The 21,402-nt window shown below is 28.7% G+C and carries 22 protein-coding genes; 19 read left to right on the top strand and 3 right to left on the bottom strand.

Going from position 1 to position 21,402, the window contains the following annotated elements:
* Positions 1-64: 64 nt before the first annotated feature.
* From OXH55_RS10765 to OXH55_RS10755, 3 genes are all read right to left on the bottom strand, one after another.
* On the bottom strand, positions 65-1,099 hold the full coding sequence (locus OXH55_RS10765) for a sensor histidine kinase (protein ID WP_268049952.1): 1,035 nt from the start codon (positions 1,097-1,099) through the stop codon (positions 65-67).
* Entirely contained in the window at positions 1,096-1,770 is a 675-nt protein-coding gene (locus OXH55_RS10760; protein ID WP_268049950.1) for a response regulator transcription factor, read from the bottom strand. Before OXH55_RS10760 ends, OXH55_RS10765 begins: the two co-directional genes overlap by 4 nt.
* A gap of 237 nt (positions 1,771-2,007) precedes the next feature.
* Positions 2,008-2,310, bottom strand: a complete 303-nt coding sequence (locus tag OXH55_RS10755; RefSeq protein WP_268049949.1) for a hypothetical protein — start codon at positions 2,308-2,310, stop codon at positions 2,008-2,010.
* 300 nt (positions 2,311-2,610) lie between these two features.
* On the opposite strand from OXH55_RS10755, the gene OXH55_RS10750 reads away from it, so the two are divergent.
* From OXH55_RS10750 to OXH55_RS10660, 19 genes are all read left to right on the top strand, one after another.
* On the top strand, positions 2,611-3,273 hold the full coding sequence (locus OXH55_RS10750; protein WP_268049948.1) for a Crp/Fnr family transcriptional regulator: 663 nt from the start codon (positions 2,611-2,613) through the stop codon (positions 3,271-3,273).
* Positions 3,274-3,428: 155 nt separating this feature from the next.
* The gene (locus OXH55_RS10745; protein WP_268049947.1) at positions 3,429-3,923 is read left to right on the top strand and encodes a DUF2975 domain-containing protein; all 495 of its coding nucleotides are present in this window, start codon (positions 3,429-3,431) and stop codon (positions 3,921-3,923) included.
* A 12-nt stretch (positions 3,924-3,935) separates the two neighbouring features.
* Positions 3,936-4,148, top strand: coding sequence for a helix-turn-helix domain-containing protein (locus OXH55_RS10740; protein WP_268049946.1), 213 nt, complete (start codon positions 3,936-3,938; stop codon positions 4,146-4,148).
* Between the two features lie 27 nt (positions 4,149-4,175).
* Positions 4,176-5,678 carry a DUF4153 domain-containing protein gene (locus OXH55_RS10735; protein ID WP_268049944.1) on the top strand — a complete coding sequence of 501 codons (1,503 nt, stop codon included), beginning with the start codon at positions 4,176-4,178 and terminating at the stop codon, positions 5,676-5,678.
* 205 nt (positions 5,679-5,883) lie between these two features.
* A complete protein-coding gene (locus tag OXH55_RS10730) occupies positions 5,884-6,885 on the top strand; it encodes a 2-hydroxyacyl-CoA dehydratase family protein (RefSeq protein WP_268049943.1) in 1,002 nt (333 codons plus the stop codon).
* Positions 6,882-7,643 carry an acyl-CoA dehydratase activase gene (locus OXH55_RS10725; protein WP_268049942.1) on the top strand — a complete coding sequence of 254 codons (762 nt, stop codon included), beginning with the start codon at positions 6,882-6,884 and terminating at the stop codon, positions 7,641-7,643. The genes OXH55_RS10730 and OXH55_RS10725 overlap by 4 nt, the downstream gene beginning before the upstream one ends.
* Positions 7,644-7,660: 17 nt before the next feature.
* Positions 7,661-8,092 (top strand): 6-carboxytetrahydropterin synthase QueD, encoded by a 432-nt coding sequence (gene queD / locus OXH55_RS10720; RefSeq protein WP_268049941.1) that lies wholly within the window; start codon positions 7,661-7,663, stop codon positions 8,090-8,092.
* Positions 8,093-8,758 (top strand): putative 7-carboxy-7-deazaguanine synthase QueE, encoded by a 666-nt coding sequence (gene queE / locus OXH55_RS10715; RefSeq protein WP_268049939.1) that lies wholly within the window; start codon positions 8,093-8,095, stop codon positions 8,756-8,758.
* Positions 8,759-8,763: 5 nt separating this feature from the next.
* Entirely contained in the window at positions 8,764-9,351 is a 588-nt protein-coding gene (gene folE, locus OXH55_RS10710) for a GTP cyclohydrolase I FolE (protein ID WP_268049938.1), read from the top strand.
* A gap of 30 nt (positions 9,352-9,381) precedes the next feature.
* Entirely contained in the window at positions 9,382-10,038 is a 657-nt protein-coding gene (gene queC / locus OXH55_RS10705; RefSeq protein WP_268049937.1) for a 7-cyano-7-deazaguanine synthase QueC, read from the top strand.
* A gap of 126 nt (positions 10,039-10,164) precedes the next feature.
* On the top strand, positions 10,165-10,905 hold the full coding sequence (locus tag OXH55_RS10700; protein ID WP_268049936.1) for a hypothetical protein: 741 nt from the start codon (positions 10,165-10,167) through the stop codon (positions 10,903-10,905).
* Positions 10,906-11,183: 278 nt separating this feature from the next.
* Positions 11,184-12,572 carry a sensor domain-containing diguanylate cyclase gene (locus tag OXH55_RS10695; protein WP_268049935.1) on the top strand — a complete coding sequence of 463 codons (1,389 nt, stop codon included), beginning with the start codon at positions 11,184-11,186 and terminating at the stop codon, positions 12,570-12,572.
* Positions 12,573-12,790: 218 nt separating this feature from the next.
* Positions 12,791-13,840, top strand: coding sequence for a sugar-binding transcriptional regulator (locus tag OXH55_RS10690; RefSeq protein WP_268049934.1), 1,050 nt, complete (start codon positions 12,791-12,793; stop codon positions 13,838-13,840).
* A 61-nt stretch (positions 13,841-13,901) separates the two neighbouring features.
* Positions 13,902-14,906, top strand: coding sequence for a type I glyceraldehyde-3-phosphate dehydrogenase (gene gap / locus OXH55_RS10685; protein WP_268049933.1), 1,005 nt, complete (start codon positions 13,902-13,904; stop codon positions 14,904-14,906).
* A 243-nt stretch (positions 14,907-15,149) separates the two neighbouring features.
* Positions 15,150-16,157: a type I glyceraldehyde-3-phosphate dehydrogenase gene (gap, locus tag OXH55_RS10680; protein ID WP_268049932.1), complete on the top strand. Its 1,008-nt coding sequence runs from the start codon at positions 15,150-15,152 to the stop codon at positions 16,155-16,157.
* A 316-nt stretch (positions 16,158-16,473) separates the two neighbouring features.
* Positions 16,474-17,628, top strand: coding sequence for a BMP family lipoprotein (locus tag OXH55_RS10675; RefSeq protein ID WP_268049931.1), 1,155 nt, complete (start codon positions 16,474-16,476; stop codon positions 17,626-17,628).
* Between the two features lie 169 nt (positions 17,629-17,797).
* Entirely contained in the window at positions 17,798-19,333 is a 1,536-nt protein-coding gene (locus OXH55_RS10670; protein ID WP_268049930.1) for an ABC transporter ATP-binding protein, read from the top strand.
* Positions 19,326-20,420 (top strand): ABC transporter permease, encoded by a 1,095-nt coding sequence (locus OXH55_RS10665; protein WP_268049929.1) that lies wholly within the window; start codon positions 19,326-19,328, stop codon positions 20,418-20,420. Before OXH55_RS10670 ends, OXH55_RS10665 begins: the two co-directional genes overlap by 8 nt.
* Positions 20,413-21,330 carry an ABC transporter permease gene (locus OXH55_RS10660; RefSeq protein WP_268049928.1) on the top strand — a complete coding sequence of 306 codons (918 nt, stop codon included), beginning with the start codon at positions 20,413-20,415 and terminating at the stop codon, positions 21,328-21,330. The genes OXH55_RS10665 and OXH55_RS10660 overlap by 8 nt, the downstream gene beginning before the upstream one ends.
* Positions 21,331-21,402 lie beyond the last annotated feature (72 nt).

Below are 21,402 nucleotides of genomic sequence, written 5' to 3'. Positions count from 1 at the left end.
AAGTTCTAAACTAACATTTTTGTAAGGTTTGAATTTAAAAACAAATAAAGGTAGAATATCTCTTCTACCTTTTTGTAACATTAAAGTAATCTATAAGTTTTGGAAAGTGAATTGTAACCTTTGTATATTCTCCATACACAGAATTAATGGTTATATCATGACCTAATTTTCTTGCAAGTTTTTTAGCCAAATATAAACCCATTCCTGTAGACTTGTAATCTTGTCTTCCAGTGTGACCAGTAAAACCTTTATCGAAAACTCTTCTTATATCCTCTGATTTTATCCCTATACCATTATCTTCTATAATAAGTTTTTTCTCTTTTTCATCTTTTTCAAAACAGATTTTTATTCGTCCACACTCACTAGTGTATTTTAGTGAATTAGATAAAATTTGATTAATAATAAATGTAAGCCATTTTTTATCAGTAGATACATTTAAGTTTGAGTCCTCTATTTCAATTCTTATTTTTTTATTTATAAATGTCTTAGCATGTTTTTTTACTATTTCTTTTACAACTTTCCCTAAATCTATTTCTGTTATAAAGTAATCTTTTGAAAAAGAATCTAATCTTGAATAATATAGTGATTGTTCAACATAATTATCTATTTTATCTAGTTCATCTTCTAAATTATCTAATACTTCATCTAAATTTTTTTCAAGACTATTTTCCATAATCAATCTACTAACGGCAATAGGTGTTTTAATCTCATGAACCCAAGTAGTAGTGAATTCGAGATTTTCTCTTTTTTCTTCGTGTAATTGTTGAATTTGGATATCCTTTTCATTAGATATCTCTCTAAGAAGCTGATTATATAAATTTTGTTCATAAGTTTTAGGTTCAGGTAAAGAATGAATTATACCTTCTTCTTGGTTGTTAATAATATCAGTAATAATGTTATAATATCTTTTTTGAAATAAATATATACCTGTTAGGTAAAGTAAAAAGAAAACTAAAGAAACAAAATTTATATATAGTATGTTATTTACATTAACTTTTACTGTTGGGTCTAAATATATTACTGCTGATATGAAACTCATTAAAATAATGTAAAATAAAACTAAATATCTTTTATCTATTAAATATTCTTTCATTTTCATAGAATTATATATCCTTGACCTTTTTTAGTTTGAATAAAATTATCTAGTCCAATATCAGCTAATTTTTTTCTAAGTCTATTAATATTTACTGTTAAAGTATTATCATCTACAAAGCTTTCATCTTCCCAAAGACTTCTCATTATTTTATCTCTACTCACTACACCGCCGTTGTTTTTCATAAGAAGATAAATAATTTTGAATTCATTTTTAGTAAGTTCTAATTTGTGTTCATTATAAATTATGGTGCTATCTTTTAGATTTAATGCAGCACCGTTATGTTCAATAATATTAGATTCAACACTGGTATAAGAATATGTTCTTCTTAAAATAGCATTCATTTTAGCCATTAATACTTCTAAAGAAAAAGGTTTTTGTATAAAATCATCTCCACCCATATTTACTGCCATAATAATGTCCATATTAGTATTTCTTGAAGAAACGAATATAATGGGAACTTTTGATACTTCTCTTATTTTATTACACCAATAGAAACCATCAAAAGAAGGCAGATTTATATCCATTAAAATTAGGTGGGGTTCATACTTTATGAAAGTATTAAATACTTCACTAAAATCTTCAACACCTAATCCATCAAATCCCCACTTTGTAATATTTTCTAGTACTATTTCTCTTATTTTAGGGTCATCTTCAACTATCATTATTTTAAACATTTGTTAATACCTCATTTCTCTAATTTTTTACACTGCATTCACTTAAATAATTAAAGAAAAAGTGAATAGATATTTAATAAGTACAAAATTATTTAAGTATATTATATAGTATTTTCAATATAAACATCTACTCTATATAGTTTTGGGAGTTTTTTAATTTTTTAATTAATAAACAAGAAAGACAAGTCAAAAAACACAAGTAATTTTGTTATTACATGTGTTTTTTCTATCTATATATTATATAATCTTGTACCATTTAAAGACTTTAAAAATAGTAGTACGCAGATTATAAAAATATTTATGCCTTAATATATTTTTATAATTATTACTTAAAGTATTATTAATATGGGTTTGTATTAAAACTATATTATTGTTATAGAATTTATCTAAATATGTATTATCTGATTGTATATTAATAGGAAGTTGACTTGATTTTTCAACAGTAAAAGATTTTATTGCTATCTTCTTAGGTGTATTTTTAAAAATGAGTAATCCACGTATTAAAGTAATTATTAATAAGATAGTAATTATTTTTTTCATGTTGACTTCCTCCCCATAATTTAGTGCAAGATTTAATTAACCTTACAATTAAATTATAGAATTTTCATTATTAGATAGCCATTGATTTATCTTACAATTTGAATTATAAGCTTACATTTTTGTAAGATTTAATAAATGTTATTACAATAAAGGCAATAATATAATAGAGTATGAATGTATTGTATATTATAATATTTATTACAATAAGATTTTTGTAAACTTAATTTAGAGTAGGTGATTATAATTAATAAAAGCAAGATTATAAACACAAGGTGTAAAAAGTGTAAGGGTAAGTACTGTGTGCAAGACATATCTTTGTTTTCAACATTACAAGAGGAAGAACTAAAAGAAATTTCTAATCTTATAGTAACAAGAGAGTATAAAAAAGGAGAAACTATTTTTTTTCAAGGAGATGTATCAGAGAAACTCTATATTGTTTCCAAAGGCAAAATAAAGATATTTAAGCATACAAAAGAAGGAAAAGAACAAATACTATATATACTTTCAAATGGAGGAGTTATTGGAGCTTTAAACTTACTCAAAAAGGACAAGTTTGATTTCAATGCAGAAGCTTTAGAGAATACTAGAGTTTGTACTTTAAATAAAGAGGATTTTGATAATGTAATCATTAAGAATCCTCAAATAACCTTAAAGATATTAGAAAAGGTTTATGATAGGGTAGTTAATGTGGAAAATTTGGTGCAGAGGTTAAGCACAAAGGATGTAGAGGCGAAGGTTGCAGGAGTATTACTTAGCCTTATAAAAGACTTTGGAGTAGAGACAGAAAAGGGAATAATACTGGATATGTCTTTAAATAGAGAAGAAATGGGCAGCTATGCAGGGATTACTAGAGAGACAATAAGTAGAAAATTAGCTGTTATGCAGGAGGAAGGAATAATAGAGCTTATTGGAAATAAGAAAATTCTTATAAAGGATATAGAAACGTTAAAAAATATTTTTTAAGTAAGCTTATTAATATTAAGAGGTTATCAGAACATTAGATAACCTCTTAATATTTTTTTATAATAAAATTTTATTGTTTTTCGATAAAAAAATATTGAATATCATTTCGATAAGTGATAATATTATACTGTAAAATTTAGTGAGGAGGTATGACAATGAAGTATTATGGAAATCATTCTTTGGCAGATTTTTTAAAGATAATGTTAGATATTTTACTTTTGATTGGAATAGGAATGTTTATATTTATATCTAAAAATGCATTATCTTCGGATGCTCTTCAAATAAGCACGTCTAGAAAGGTTTTTATTTGTTCTTTATTTTTGATAGGGAGTATATCTTTAATATTAATAGTTTACAATTTAAGAAAAATAGTTAAGTCATTAATAATTGTTAATCCATTTGTAAGAGAAAATGTACGGAGTTTAAGGAATATATCGATAGAATGTTTTACTGTTGCTACATGTTATTTATTAAACTTTTTTATGAATCCTAAATATGGAGAGTTTCATTTAATAGCAATAGATGCAAGAGGTGTTCATACTGATATGGAGTTCTTTATATTCTTTTTTGCTGGATGTTTTATTTTGATATTATCAAAAGTTTTTCAGCAGGCAGTTGAAACTAAAGAAGAAAATGATTTTACTATCTAAAGGAGTGAAGTTATGGCTATTATTGTTAACTTAGATGTTATGATGGCGAAGAGAAAGATTTCCTTATCGGTATTAGCAGAGAGAGTAGGAATTACAAATGCTAATTTATCAATATTAAAAAATAATAAGGCTAAGGCAATTAGATTCACTACTTTAGAAGCTATATGTAGAGAGCTAGATTGTCAACCAGGTGATATATTAGAATATGTACCTGATGAAGAATAGAAAATTAGTATTAGAGAGGTTTATATTATGGTAAATGAAAAAGATGAAAGAATATTAATGGATTCAAAAGAAGATATTAATGAAAAGTTGAAGGTTATGTTATTAGCTTTGGGAATAGGGATTTTATTTAATTATTTTTTTATTTGGGATTCTATAGGTATTTCAGGAGTGATTTTTAATGCTGTAGTAATTGGTGGTGCAATATGGACTATATATCCCAAAAGTAATATAAATAAAAAGTTAAGTTGGATATTTTTAATACCAATTGCTTTTTTATCTTTGACATACTGTATTTATAACAATGAGGTTTTGAGATATATAAATACAATATTAATACCATTATTGATTGTTAGTTATGTTATAGTTATCAGATATGAAAATATAAAAGATATAAATTTATATTTTTTAGAGATGATTTTTAGTAGAATATTTTATTTATCCTTTGCTCTTACACCTAAGTTTTTTGATGCTATAAAGGCAATGATAAATTCTAGAAAAAGCCCTAAGGAAAATTCAACAAAAAAGAACATACTTAAGGGATTACTTATTTCTGTACCGCTGTTATTTGTTATTGTAGGATTGCTTACATCTGCAGATATGATGTTTAAATATTATGTTGAAAATATAGGAAATATATTTTTAAATTTAAATATATGGAGTTTTATAGGGCATACAATTATAATAATGACTGTTACTTTATACATGTTTGGATTTTTGTGGAGCTTTAAATATGAGGAGAAAAAGTATAAACATATAGAGGAAAGCAAAGCTTCTGTTAATTGGGAGCCAGTGACAATAATAACAATACTTTTTGTTATATGTATAGTATATTTACTATTTTCAATAATACAATTTTCATATTTATATGGGGGAGGTACAAGTGCACTTCCAAAAGGATTTTCACACTCAGAGTATGCTAGAAAGGGATTTTTCGAGCTTATTTTAGTTACCTTAATAAATTTTACTATATTGTTATTAAGTATGAAACTTTGTAATAAGAGCAATGTAAAAATAAATAAGATAGCAAATATATCATACAGCTTATTAATAATATTTACATTTAATATGTTATTTTCAGCAAATTATAAGATGAACTTATATGAGAAAGCATTTGGCTATACACGCTTAAGAATATTTGTACATGTGTTTATGCTTTTGTTAGGTGTACTGCTTATAATAGTATTAATAGGTATATGGAATAAAAAAATTCATATATTAAAATGTGCTGTAATAGCATCGAGCATAATTTATATTGCATTAAATTTTATGAATGTAGATAAAATTATAGCTAGAAATAATATTGCAAGATATAACGAAACAAAAAAAATAGATATAGGCTACATCGAAACCTTATCATATGATGCAGCACCAGAGGTTATAAAGTTATTAGATGTAGATGATGTTAGAATTAGAAGTGAGATTGAAGAATATATAAAATATGAAAAGAGTTTAATAAAGAATTCTAATGACCATTGGTATGAATTTAATTATTATAAAAAGGACTTTTTAACTTTAAAAGTTTCTCACTAAGAAAATATAGTTTATTAAAAATATTGTCGAAAATTTTATGATGATATGTTATACTAACTTATATAACAGAACAAGACAGTTCGTAACCATCCTGTCTATAAACAAAACTAGGACTTAAGCTACCGTCTTAGGTAGTTTTTTGTTTATAGGGCAGTTATGCCCTTTTTTTGTGTCCTTTTTTACCAATATAAGGAGGAGTAGTAAAATGAAAAAAATAGGTTTAACTACTACAGTACCTGTAGAAGTTCTTTTAGCAGCGGGATATACTCCTGTAGATTTAAACAATCTTTTTATAATTTCTGAAGATTATTCAAGATATATAGATATAGCTGAAAGAGATGGATTTCCTAAAAGCTTATGCGCTTGGATAAAAGGGATATATGGAGCTTGTGTTGAGAATGACATAAAAGAAATAGTTGGAGTTATGGAAGGGGATTGTTCTAATACAAAAGTACTTATAGAGGTACTGGAATTAAGAGGAGTTAAGGTTTATCAATTCTCATTCCCACACAGCCATAAGAAGGAAGATGTGCACAAAGAAATAGATAAGTTTATGAGTATTTTTAATGTAAGCTTAGAAGAGGTTGAAAAGGTAAGAAATAGATTAAATAAAATTAGAGAACTAGCTAAGGAAATTGATGAGTTAACATATATAAGCAACAAAGCCAGCGGATTTGAAAATCACTTATATCAAGTAAGCCTAAGTGATTTAAATGGAAATATTGATACTTTTGAAGAAGAACTTACAAAGGTTATTTCAAAGATAAAAGAGAGAAAATCAAATAAGAAAAAGCTTAGATTAGGATACATAGGGGTGCCACCTATGACTGGAGATATATATGAATTTGTGGAAAATTTTAATGCACAATTTGTGTATAATGAAGTTCAAAGAGAGTTTGCTTTTCCAAGAGCAGACAAAGCTTTAAATATATACGAGCAGTACTATGATTATACTTATCCCTATGATACAAATTTTAGAATTAAAGAATTAAAGAAGCAAATTAATGAGAGAAAATTAGATGGTATTATTCACTATACTCAAGCATTTTGTTATAGAGCAGTTGAAGACATTGTTTTAAAGCAAAAGCTTGATATTCCAATTTTAAATATTGAAGGGGATAAGCTAAATACATTAGATGCAAGAACTAAGCTTAGGCTTGAGGCTTTCCTTGACATGTTATCAGATTTAAAGGAGGAGTTAAGATGAGAATACTAGGTATCGATCTTGGCAGTAGAGAAGTAAAGATTGCAGTAATGGAAGATAACAAGATAATAAAAAAACAAAAGGTAAGTACAATGTCCTTTTATAGAGATTACTGCAGTTATGATGGCAAGATTACCGTGGATTTGAAGAAACTTAATATAGATAATATTGATAGATTTGTATCTACAGGATACGGTAGAAATAATACTGATTTAAACAAGTTTACAGCTATAAATGAGATAAAAGCCCATGTTTACGGTGGATTTTATCAAACAGGATTAAAGGATTTTATATTGTTAGATGTAGGGGGACAAGACGTTAAGGTTGTTAAAATCGAAAAAGGACTTACTACAGATTTAGAACTTAATGAAAAATGTGCAGCTTCCTGTGGAAGATATTTAGAGAATATGGCAAGTGTTCTGGAAATACCTCTTGATGATATGAGTAAACATTATGAAAATCCTGTAGAGTTAAATTCAACTTGTGCTGTTTTTTCTGAATCAGAGTTAATTGGGAAAATAGCTGAGGGAATAACTATAGAAAGATTGTGTGCAGGTGTTAATTATTCCTTATATAAGAGACTAAATCCCCTTTTAACTAAATTTAGAGGGAGAAAATTAGTTTTAACGGGTGGAGTTGCAAATAATGCAGCAATAAAGGAATATCTTAAGAAGGATTACGATCAGATAGTTTCTATTGAAGATCCTCAGTTTAATGGATCAATAGGATGTTGTTATTACGGAAGCAAGTTTTTAAAGTAAATTTAGGAGGAATATAGATGTATATTTTAAAAGCAGAGCATAGCTTTGATAGTGCCCATTTTCTTGCTGGTTATGAAGGAAAATGCGGAAATATTCATGGACATAGATGGAAAGTAGAAATTGAAGTACAGTCAGAAGCATTAGTAGAAGGTGGTCAGCTTGATGGAATGGTAATAGACTTTGGTGATTTAAAAAAAGATGTTAGAGCTATAGTTGATTTTTATGACCACGCTTTAATAATACAACAAGGAACAATGAGAAAAGAAACATTGAATTGTCTATTAGGAGATGGATTCAGGATATTAGAGGTTGATTTTAGACCAACAGCAGAAAACTTTGCAGCATTTTTCTTTAATCATATGAAAGAAAAGGGATATAACGTAAAAAGAGCTACTGTGTATGAAACACCTACAAATAGTGCTGCATATGAAAAGAGTGAGGTGAAGTAGATGAAGTTTAAGGTAGTTGAAAAGTTTGTTAGTGTTAATGGAGAAGGGCGTTTATCTGGACAATTAGCTTTATTTATAAGATTTGCAGGCTGCAATTTAGACTGTAGTTACTGCGATACAAGATGGGCTAATGAAAAAGAAGTAGATTATACACTGATGACTAAAGAAGAAATATATAAACATATAAAATCTACAGAGGTTAAAAATGTAACTTTAACTGGAGGAGAGCCTTTGCTTCAAAATGGAGTTTTGGAATTATTAGAAATATTATCTAAAGATAAGGAATTTTCAATAGAGATAGAGACAAATGGAAGTGTTTCTTTAGAAAAGTTTTCTAAGATAGAAAATCCACCAAGCTTTACAATGGATTATAAGCTTCCTTCAAGTAATATGGAAGATAAGATGTTAACAGATAATTTTAAATATTTAACAAAGAAGGATACAGTTAAATTTGTATCAGGTAGTATTGAGGATTTGGAGAGAGCTAAATATATAATTGATAAATATAAACTTGTAAATATAACTAATGTATATATTAGTCCAGTATTTGGAAAAATCAATATGGACGACATCGTTGAATATATGAAAGATAATAAAATGAACGGAGTTACTCTGCAAATGCAGCTTCACAAAGTAATATGGGAACCTGAGAAAAGAGGTGTATAGGGAGTATGGCAATTAATACAAAAGAAATTGAAAAGCATATAAGAGGAATGTTAATAGCTTTAGGAGAAAATCCAGATAGAGAAGGACTTAAGGATACTCCTAAACGTGTGGCTAAAATGTATGAAGAGGTATTTCAAGGAATGTGCTATACAAATGATGAAATCGCTGAAATGTTTGAAAAGACTTTTGAAGATGATTTAAGTGTTGAAGACGGTAATAAAGATATAGTTCTTATGAAGGATATTGAAATCTTTAGTCATTGTGAACATCATTTAGCTCTAATGTACAATATGAAAGTAGCTGTAGCATATATACCTAAAAAGAAAGTTATTGGTTTAAGTAAAATTGCTAGAATAGCTGATATGGTGGGACGCAGATTACAGCTTCAAGAAAGAATAGGAACAGATATAGTAGAAATCATGCAGAAGATAACGGGTTCAGAAGATGTGGCAGTTATTATTGAAGGGGAACATGGATGCATGACTACTAGAGGAATAAAGAAAACAAATGCAAAAACAATAACTACTACATTAAGAGGAAGATTTAATACTGATCCAATTTTAAATAATAAATTGATGATGATGTACAAGTAAAAATACTAATGAAATGGATGGTGTTGTATTGTGAATAAAGAAAAAGCAATTGTTGTATTTAGTGGTGGACAAGATAGTACAACTTGTTTATTTTGGGCAAAGAAAAAATTTAAAGAGGTTATAGCAGTTTCTTTTGATTATAATCAAAAGCATAAATTAGAATTAGAATGTGCAAAGGATATTTGTAAAAAATATAATGTAGAACATCATATTTTAGATTTAGGTTTATTAAATCAATTAGCACCAAACTCATTAACTAGAACGGATATAGAAGTTGATAAGGAAGCACCAAGTGGAGAGGTGCCAAACTCTTTTGTTGATGGAAGAAATATGTTGTTTTTAACTTTTGTTGCAGTATTTGCAAAGCAAAGAGGAATAAATAACATTATAACTGGAGTATCACAAAGTGATTTTAGTGGTTACCCAGATTGTAGAGATGTATTTATAAGGTCTTTAAATGTTACATTAAACTTAGCTATGGATTATCAATTTGTAGTTCATACTCCGCTAATGTGGATTAACAAAGCAGAAACATGGAAAATGGCAGATGATTTAGGTGTACTTGATATAGTTAAAGAAGAAACTTTAACTTGCTATAACGGCATCAAAGGGAATGGATGCGGTGAATGTCCAGCTTGCCAATTAAGAAAGAATGGATATTTAGAGTTTAAAAAATTATATAAATAGTATATTAATCAAAAAGGGAGATACTTTTATCTTCCTTTAAATTTTTACCTTTTTATATTGGACAAAAATTCAAATGATGATATATTATATTTATGCAAATTTTAAAATGGATAGGTAGGGATTATATTGAAAAAAAATAATTGGAAAATGAAGTTGGTAATATTATTTATAGCATTATCCTGTACAGTTTATACTCTACATTATTTAATATTTAGAGATAATATGTACATATTTAAAACAGTTATTGTACAATTAGGTTTTTTACCCCTTTCAACTTTATTAGTTACTTTTGTACTTAATAAATTGATAAATCATAATAAAAAGCAGGAACTTATGGAAAAATTAAACATGGTAATAGGGTGCTTTTTTGCTGAAATGGGAGATGAATTGATTAAAATAATCATTGAAGAACAGCCTAATTTATATGAAAGAGCTGAGACGTTTAATTTTTCTGATGAGTGGACTAAAAAAGAATTTACAGAATTAAAAAATAAGGTTAAAAATGAAAATCTTGAGTTTTCACTAGGAATAGAAGGTATTAAAAGATTAAAAGAATTTTTAGTTGGCAGAAGAAAATTTATGCTTAATCTTTTACAAAACTCTAATTTATTAGAACATCAATCTTTTACAGATTTATTATGGTCAGTTTTTCATCTTACAGAAGAACTTTCTAATAGAAAAAATATAGATTATTCATCTGAAGAAGATTTAGAGCATATTTCTAATGATATATCTAGAGTATATGGTAATTTAATATTGGAGTGGGTAAATTACATAGAACATTTACAAAAAGAATATCCATACTTATTTTCACTAGCAGTTAGGACAAACCCCTTTAATAAAGAGGCGAAGGTAGAGATTGAGTGAAAATGCTAAAAATTATAGAAAATATATTTAAATAAGAAAATCCCCTTAATTTTTAGGGGGATTTTTTTACTTACTAGGAAATTATAAAATTTTAAACTTGTGGATAATTTTTAATGGCAGTATAAAATATTGCTTGTTTTAACAAAAATTAAAGAAGATTGAAAAAAATTCGAAAAAGCATATATAGTAAGGTATAAAGCAATTACATAGCTAAATTAAATATGATAAAATGATAGATATAATAAGAAGAAAATATAGATATATTGTATGAAAGCAAGGTGAGAAAAATAAGACGCAGCATAGTAAGATCTATTTTTGTACACATGATTACATTTGTGGTTATTACTGGATTGGTTTTGGGGTATATGTGGATAAATAGAGAATATTCACGATTCAATGATGAAGCTAAAATTTTAAGGAATGAATATATACAAAATCAGCAAATACTTTTAAAAAATGAAGTAAATAGAATTATTGAGTATATTGAATTTGAAAAAGCTCAAACAGAAGCAAAATTAAAAGAAGATATTGTTCAAAAACATCTGCAAGATAAAATCTGTAAAAGAATTTCACAAATTCGTTTTGGATATAACAATGATCAATATATATTTATTGTAAATTATAAAGGGATAGAGCTAGTTAATGGTATGTTTCCAAAAGTAGTTGGAAAAAATTTGTGGGATTTGAAAGATGACAATGGTATAAAATTTGTTCAAGAAGAAATAATGATTGCTAAACAAAATCCTGAAGGAGCTTTTACAAAACAGAATTGGTTTAAAAAAAATTCAGACAAGACTTCTGAAAAATTATATTTTGTTAAGGCGATTCCAGAATGGCAATGGGTTATTGGAACAGGAATTTATACTGATGAGATTGAAGCCGTTATTAATGCAAAGCGAATTGAAATGGAAAAAGAAGTGAAAACAAGGATAATTAAGATAAGTATTATTGTGCTTAGTCTCATTTTATTAGTGGGTATATTGGCAAAAATTATAAAGGATTTAATTGATAAAAGCTTTAAAGTTTTCTTTTCTTTTTTTGAGAAGGCTTCAAGTGAATATGTGGAGATTGATGTTGATAAAATTTATTACTCAGAATTAAAACAATTAGCTAATTCTGCTAATAATATGATTAAAGAGAGAAATGAAATAGAAAATAAAATTAAAGAGATGAATAATGAGTTGAAAAAAATTAGTATTACAGATGGACTTACTGGTTTGTATAATCATAAATATATGTACGAGAACTTGGAAAAAGAAATAAAAAGAGCAAATGAAGAACAAAAACCGCTTTCTATTATTATGTTAGATATAGACCATTTTAAAAAAGTAAATGATATTTATGGGCATCAATGTGGAGATAAGGTTTTAGAAACAGTTGCAAAATGTATTGAAACTCATGTTGGACAAGCAGGTATTGTTGGAAGGTATGGAGGAGAAGAATTCTTATCTATTCTGCCACAACAAAATTTAGAAAATACATACAAGATAGCAGAAAAAATTAGAAAAGAAATCAAAGAATTAATTTTTGATTATAAAGAATTAAGAATTACTATTAGTGGAGGAGTTGTACAATTAGATATAGAAACCCCAATAGAATTAGTTAAAAAGGCAGACGAGCTTTTGTATAGTGCAAAGGCAAATGGAAGAGACAGAATAGAGATATAACTTTACTAGATAAAAAAGAAATATGGTAGAAACCACTTTATTGATAGTCCCCTTTAGGGGATTTTTTTATACAAAAAAATAGTGATAATGGTATATGGAAAAAAAATTAACAATATTTTTTTTGAAAATACCTTTTAAAAAATCTATATTCAGTTTATAATAATAGTGGGACGTAAATTAAACAAGTGGGACATGAAACGACCAAAGAGGTGTTTTGTTTGCAATATAACCTAGAAATTCAGAAAAAGATAGTACCAGAATTATTGGAGTTATTAGATAAAAGATATAATATCCTTACAACAATATATTATAACCAACCAATAGGTAGAAGAATGCTTGCTAATTATTTGGGAATTGGTGAGAGAGTAGTAAGAAATGAGGTTAGTTTCTTCAAAAAACAAAATTTAATAGATATTAACAGTGATGGAATGACAGTGACTCCAGAAGGAAGAGAAATCTTAGAAAAATTAAAAGAGTTTGTTCATGAATTAAAAGGTTTAGCTGAGATGGAGGACTTTTTAAGAAAACATTTGGATTTAAAAGATGTTATGGTTGTTCCAGGTAATGTTGACGAAAATGAACTTGTTTTAGATGAAATGGGCAAAAGTGCCGCTAACTATATAAAAGATTTACTAGACGATAAAATGATAATAGCTTTAACTGGTGGTACAACTATAAAAAAAATGGTTGATAATATGCCTAAAACAAGTGACTATAGACATCTACTGGTTGTGCCTGCAAGAGGTGGGCTAGGAAGAAATGTTGAAATACAAGCAAATACTTTAGTTGCTAAGCTTGCAGAGAAGTTATCAGCTGATTATAAAATGCTTCAACTCTTGGAAAATGTTGACTATGCCGAAATATTTGCTATATTAAATGAGGAAAGTATAAAGGAAGTACAAGAAAGCATAGGTAAAGCTAATGTATTAGTTTATGGAATAGGTAAAGCTGATGAAATGGCAAGAAGAAGAGGAAGCAAAGAAGAAAAAATAAGCGAACTTAAAGAAGATGGAGCAGTTGGAGAAGCCTTTGGATGTTATTTTGACAGGAAAGGAAATATTGTTTTTTTAAGCCATACTGCTGGAATAAAAAGTGAAGATACTAAACGGATAGAATATCGCATTTCTATTGCTGGAGGTAAGAGTAAAGCAGAAGCAATTATTGGTGTTCAAAGATATAATGCAAAAAATATCTTAATAACAGACGAAGGTGCTGCGAAAGAGATTATAAACATTATAAAAAAGGAACAAGATAATAAATCCATTTAAATAAAACAGTTAAAATTATATTAAAAATATATTGATATAAAAATTTTAGGAGGTAATTTTAATGACAAAAGTAGCTATTAATGGTTTTGGAAGAATAGGAAGATTAGCATTAAGATTAATGATTGACAACCCAGAATTTGAAGTGGTTGCAATAAATGATTTAACAGATGCTAAAACTTTAGCTCACTTATTCAAATATGATTCAGCTCAAGGAAGATTCAATGGTGAAATCGAAGTTAAAGAAGGAGCTTTCATAGTTAACGGAAAAGAAATAAAAGTTACTGCAGAAGCTAACCCAGAAAACTTACCTTGGGGAGAATTAGGAGTAGACATAGTTTTAGAATGTACTGGTTTCTTTGCTTCAAAAGAAAAAGCTTCAGCTCATGTAAAAGCTGGTGCTAAGAAAGTTGTTATATCAGCTCCTGCTGGTAGCGACCTTCCAACTGTAGTTTTCAACGTAAACCATGATATATTAAAAGGAGATGAAACAGTTATATCAGGTGCTTCATGTACTACTAACTGCTTAGCTCCAATGGCTAAAGTTTTAAATGACAGCTTTGGATTAACTAAAGGATTCATGACTACAATCCACGCTTACACAAATGACCAAAATACTTTAGATGCTCCACACAAAAAAGGTGATTTAAGAAGAGCAAGAGCTGCAGCTGCAAGCATTATTCCAAACTCAACTGGAGCTGCTAAAGCTATCGCTTTAGTTATTCCAGAATTAGCTGGTAAGTTAGATGGAAACGCTCAAAGAGTTCCAGTTATAACTGGTTCATTAACTGAAGTAGTATGTACTTTAGATAAAAAGGTTACTGTTGAAGAAGTTAATGCTGCTATGGAAGCTGCTTCTAATGAATCATTCGGATATACTGAAGATCCAATTGTATCATCAGATATAGTAGGAATTAACTTTGGATCATTATTTGATGGAACTCAAACTAAGATTATGGAAGTTGATGGACAACAATTAGTTAAAGTTGCTTCTTGGTATGATAATGAAATGTCATATACTTCACAATTAATCAGAACTTTAAAATACTTTGCAAACCTTGCAAAATAATTTAAAATAGGACAAGTTTAATAAAAATTACTGTATATGTACTAAAATATAAAAACACATTTATCTTGTATAAATAACAAGATAGATGTGTTTTTTTACGTTATAGTAAATTATAAATTACATCTTTTAAAGCGATTATAAATATAACGAAAAATGAGAACACTAATATAGATAATTAAAATTAGATATATATATATAATATATAAATAAAATTATTAAAAGTATTGTAGGAGGTAATTTTAAATGAAAAAAGTTGCAATTAATGGATTTGGAAGAATAGGAAGAAATGTATTTAGATCGTTGTTGAAAAATTACAGTAATGATTTAGAAGTAGCACTAATCAATGATTTAACTGATCCAGCTACATTAGCTCACTTATTAAAATACGATTCACTTTATGGAAAGTTTGATGGAACTGTAGAAGCTAAAGAAGGAGCTATAGTAGTTAATGGAAAAGAAATAAAAATAACAGCTGAAAGAGATCCAAAGAATCTTCCATTGGCAGCAATGGGTATAGATATATCATTAGAATGTACAGGATTATTTAGAAACAGAGAAAAAGCTCAATTACACTTAGAAGCAGGTGCTAAAAAGGTTCTTATTTCAGCTCCAGCTAAAGATGAAGATGTAACAATCGTTATGGGTGTTAACGAAGAACAATATGATCCAGCAAATCACAATATAATATCAAATGCTTCATGTACAACAAATTGCTTGGCTCCATTTGCTAAAATACTTGACAGAGAATTTGGAATAGAAGCTGGATTAATGACTACTATTCATGCTTATACTAATGATCAAAAAATATTAGATGCTCCTCATAGCGACTTAAGAAGAGCAAGAGCTGCTGCAGAATCAATGATACCAACAACTACTGGTGCTGCAAAAGCGGTTGCATTAGTATTGCCTCAATTAAAAGGAAAATTAAACGGAATGGCTGTAAGAGTTCCAACTCCAACAGTTTCAATGGTTGACCTTGTATGTACATTAAATAAAGCTGCTTCAGTTGAAGAAATAAATTCTGCATTCAAGACTGCTGCTGAAGGAGAATTAAAAGGAATACTTGGATTTAGTGAAGAACCATTAGTATCAATGGATTATAGAGCAGATGAAAGATCATCAATAGTTGATGGATTGTCAACTATGAAAATGGGAGAAAAATTAGTAAAAGTGGTTTCTTGGTATGATAATGAAGCAGGATATTCTCATAGATTAGCAGATTTAACTAAATTTGTTGCTGATAGATTATAAAAAAATTTATATTTGATAAAAAAAGACTTTATTTTATGAAAAAATGAAGTCTTTTTTTATTATTTACTAATAATTTTTAATGATTTTAAACATACTAATTAATGAAGAGTATTAGAGAAGTAAATTAAAAGTTTTACTTGATTTTTACATATTAATATCGTATCATATAAGTAATGATTTTATAGAAAGTTTAAACAATATTTATTATTTTTTCTATAAAATTTAACCTTGAGCAACAAATAATTTTTTAGGTAAGCGGTTTCATATTGTAAACCTTTACTTAATCTAATTAAGTTAGTCTTAGGAGGGGTAGTAAATGAAAAAAAGAAGATTAGTTGCAATGCTAGCAACAGTTGCAGTGGTAGCGTCTTTATTTGCTGGCTGTGCTGGAAAAACTGAGAACACAGAAAAGAAACCAGGTCAAGAACAAAAGGCACAAAAATCAGACGTAAGAATAGGTCTTTCAACGGATGAAGGTGGATTAAATGATAAATCATTTAACCAAGCTGCTAATGAAGGTATCAAGAAAGCACAAGAAGAATTTGGTTTTCAGTATAAACCACTTGAATCAACTCAAAAGGAAAACTTTGTTCCACATCTTCAAACTTTAGCCTTAGATGCAAATTCAGATTTAACATTTGCTATTGGATATCAAATGGCGGAAGCTTTAAAAGAAGTAGCTACACAAGCAAAAGACAAAAACTTTGCAATAGTTGACTCTGTACCAAATGAGAAAAAAGATTATCTTGGAAATGTTCAATATTTAACATTTAAAGAAGAAGAAGGATCGTTTTTGGTAGGTGCAATAGCTGCAAAAACTACTAAAACTAACAAAATAGGATTCATAGGTGGAAAAGAAGGTCCATTAATAGGAAGATTTGAAGCAGGATACATAGCTGGAGCAAGAGCTGTAAATCCAGACATAAAGGTAGTTGTTAAATATGCTGATAGCTTTGGTGATGCAAATAAAGGTTATGAACTTGCAAAAGGATTATATGGTGAAGATTGTGATATAGTATTCCATGCAGCTGGTGGAGTAGGATTAGGATTATTTAAAGCAGCTAAAGAAATTAAAGATGGTGGAAAACAAGTTTGGTCAATAGGTGTTGACCAAGACCAAGTATTAACAATTACAGATGCTAATAAAAAACCTATGTATGCTGATGTAATACTTACAAGTATGATAAAAAGAGTTGATACTGCAACATATTTAGCTGCAAAAGAAGTAGTTGAAGGAAACTTTAAAGGCGGTATTAATAAAGTATTTGGACTTAAAGAAGATGGTGTTGGTATAGCTCCAACTTCAAGAGGTGAAATTCCAGATGATGTAAAAGATATAGTTAAACAAAATGTATCTAACGATGCTATACAATTAGTAGATAAATATGCGGCTGCTATTAAAGAAGGAAAAATAACAGTTCCACAAAAACCAGAAGAAGCTAAAACTTTTACAACTGATGCTATAAAATAGTTAAAAAGTAAAAGTTTTTATAAAAGAATATAGTGAAAATAGATTAAAAGCTAGGTGTAATAACAAAGGCTAGGTGTATTATACATCTAGCCTTTTCAAAAATCTTATATCATATATAGATTTTAATAATGAACATAATTGGACTTGAATATGTGAAAGGAGGACAATAATGGATAAAGTAATTGAAATGAAAGAGATTACTAAGGTTTTTCCAGGTACAACAGCTAATGATAATGTGGATTTTACATTGTTAAAAAGTGAAACACACGTTTTACTTGGAGAAAATGGTGCAGGAAAAACTACATTGATGAATGTTTTATATGGACTTTATCAACCAGAAAAGGGACAAATTTTTGTTAGAGGTAAAGAGGTTAAAATAACTAATCCAAATGATGCAATAAAATTAGGAATAGGAATGGTACACCAACATTTTATGCTTGTTCATAACTTTACTGTAGCAGAAAATATTGTATTGGGAATGGAACCTAAAAAAGGTGTTAAATTGGATATAAATAAAGCTATTAAGGATGTTGAAGAGTTAGCTAAAAAGTATGGCTTTAATATTGATCCAAATGCTGTTATAGAAGACATAGGTGTTGGACAACAGCAAAAGGTAGAAATCTTAAAGGCTTTATACAGAGGTGCAGAAATACTGATTCTAGACGAACCAACTGCAGTATTAACTCCACAAGAAATTGAAGAATTAGGAATTATAATAGAAAATTTAAAGGCTGAAGGAAAATCAGTAATTCTTATAACTCATAAGCTAAAAGAAGTTATGAGTATGAGTGATAGAGTTACAATTATAAGACGTGGAAAAGTGACGGGTATAGTTAATACAAAGGATACATCTATAGATGAGCTTGCTGAACTTATGGTAGGAAGAAAGGTTAATCTTATAGTTGAAAAAAAAGAAAGTAAATTAAGAGGAGAAGTATTAAAAATAGAAAATCTTCATGCAAATGATAATAGAGATTTACCAGCTATAAATGGAATAAATCTATCAATAAATGGGGGAGAAATTTTAGGAATTGCAGGAGTTGATGGAAATGGTCAAACTGAATTCTTAGAAGTTTTAACAGGTCTTAGAAAACCCCAAAATGGTAAAATATCTTTGAATGGTAAAGATATTTTTGGCAAAACACCTAGAGAAATTGTAGATAGTGGAGTAGGACATATTCCAGAAGATAGGCACAAAAGAGGACTTATACTTAAATATTCTTTATTTGAAAATTCAATTTTAGGAATGCAGCATAAAGCTCCTTTCAGTAAGAATACAGTTATAGATTATAAGAAAGTAAGAGAATTTGCACAGAAAATAATAAAAGAATTTGATGTAAGAACTCCTAATGATGAAGTTCATGCTTCTGCATTATCTGGTGGAAACCAGCAAAAACTAATTGTTGCTAGAGAAATATCTAAAAATCCTGATTTATTAATAGCGGCGCAACCTACAAGGGGAGTAGATGTTGGAGCTATCGAATTCATACATAAAAGACTTGTAGCAGAAAGAGATGCAGGAAAAGCTGTTCTTTTAGTATCTTTTGAGCTAGATGAAGTTTTAGCTTTATCAGATAGAATTGCAGTTATGTATGATGGAAAAATAGTAGGTATATTGGACAGAAAAGATGCAGACGAACAAAAGCTTGGTATACTTATGGCTGGAGGAAGCTTAGATGAAAAAGAGGTGAGCAAAGTTGAGTAAAGATAATAGTGTTTTAAACAATATTAAGGACGGAATAAAAAGCCTTATTTTCCCATTATTCGCAATAATTGTTTCTATATTTGTAGCAGTATTTTTTGTAATGTGGTCTAAAGGTTATCCTATAACACAATATTTTTCAGCTTTAAGTGATTTATTTAGTACAATTTGGCAGGGAAGCTTTGCTACTAAAAGAAATACACTTACAACTATAACTTATGTAACACCATTAATTTTTACAGGGATTGCTCATTCAATAGCATTTAGATGTGGTCTTTTTAATATAGGTGCTGAAGGACAATTTATAATGGGAATGATTGCTGGTGGAATAATTGGATTAATTCCTGGGCTAAATCCTGTAATACACGTAATACTTATTATACTTGGAGGTATTGTAATAGGAGCTATATGGGGTGGAATACCAGGAATTCTTAAAGCTAAATTTGGTACAAATGAAGTTATCAATACAATTATGATGAACTATATAGGTATGTTTTTTGCAAACTGGATAATAAAGAAATCTGTATTTGCTGTTCCAGGAAAATCATCTACTCCGTTAATTCAAGAAAGTGCTAGATTAATGCCTTTAAGTAATATAAGTAAGGGTAATATAAGTATTTTCATAGCAATAATCTTTGCAATATTTATTTACTGGTTATTATGGAAAACTACTATTGGTTATGAAATAAGAGGGGTAGGTATTAATCCTTCAGCTTCAGAATATGGTGGTATAAATGTAACTAAAAATATAGTTTTAGCAATGGTATTATCAGGAGCTCTTGCAGGTATAGGTGGTGCTACACATGTAGCTGGTATCACATATCAAGTTCAAGACTTTATGGCTTTTCCTAACTTTGGATTTGATGGTATAGCAGTTGCTCTTCTTGCAAAGTCTAATCCAATAGGCTGTATAGCTTCTGCAGTTTTATTTGGCGCTCTAAAGAGTAGTGCTACAATGCTTCAGTTTAATGATATTCCAAAGGAAATTGTATTTTTAATTCAATCAATTATAATAATCTTTGTTGCAACAGATTATATTGTTAAGTACTTTGCAGATAAGAAAAAGAAAGGAGAGGTAATAAATGGATAATGTTATAATACCATTAATAGCCTCCACATTAAGAATGGCAGCACCACTTATATTTGCAGGACTTGGAGGAGTTTTTTCAGAAAGATCAGGAGTAGTTAATATAGGGTTAGAAGGTATGATGATAATAGGAGCTTTCTTTGCAGTCTTAGGATCATATATTACAGGAAGCCCTATTATGGGAATTATATTTGCAATGATAGCTGGGGGAGCTATTGCAGCAGTGCATGCATTTTTAAGTATAAATTTAAGAGCGGATCAGGTTATATCAGGTACAGCTATAAATCTTTTTGCAACAGCTTTAGCTAGTTTCTTGATAGGACCAATATTTAAAACAGGTGGTCAAACTGATGTAGTTAAAGGGTTATCGTATAGTCTTCCAGGATTTTTAAAGAATGTTCCAGTGCTAAAGGACTTAAACTGGTTTGTTATATTAGCAATTGTATTAGTTTTAGTATCAAATTTTGTATTGTTTAAAACTCCGTTAGGACTTAGAATAAGAGCTGTTGGAGAACATCCAAGTGCAGCAGATACTCTTGGAATAAATGTTTATAAAATGAGATATTTATGTGTTATATTATCAGGAGTATTAGCAGGATTAGGGGGAGCGGCTTTATCTATAGGTATAACTCCTGTTTATAAAGAAGGTATGGTAGCAGGTCGTGGATTCATAGCTCTTGCTGCAATGATATTTGGTAACTGGAAACCAACTGGAACAATGTGGGCATGTATGCTTTTTGCTTTTGGTAGTGCTTTCCAAATGGCAGCTCAAAGTTTTACTGCTATACATTTACCAAATGAATTCTATGCAAGTATTCCATACATTTTAACAATGTTAGCTCTTGCTGGTTTTGTTGGAAAAACTACGCCGCCTAAAGCAGATGGTGAACCATATATTAAGGGAGAAAGATAGGATAAGAAAAGTTAAAAAAGAGAAATATAATCTAAAATAATATAAAATAAGTTTAACAAAAGAAGTTTAGGG

Source organism: Clostridium ganghwense, assembly GCF_026735165.1.
GTDB classification, from domain to species: Bacteria; Bacillota; Clostridia; order Clostridiales; family Clostridiaceae; genus Clostridium_H; species Clostridium_H ganghwense.
Note: the sequence above shows the minus strand (reverse complement) of the source record. Positions and strands in the feature narration are given on the sequence as shown.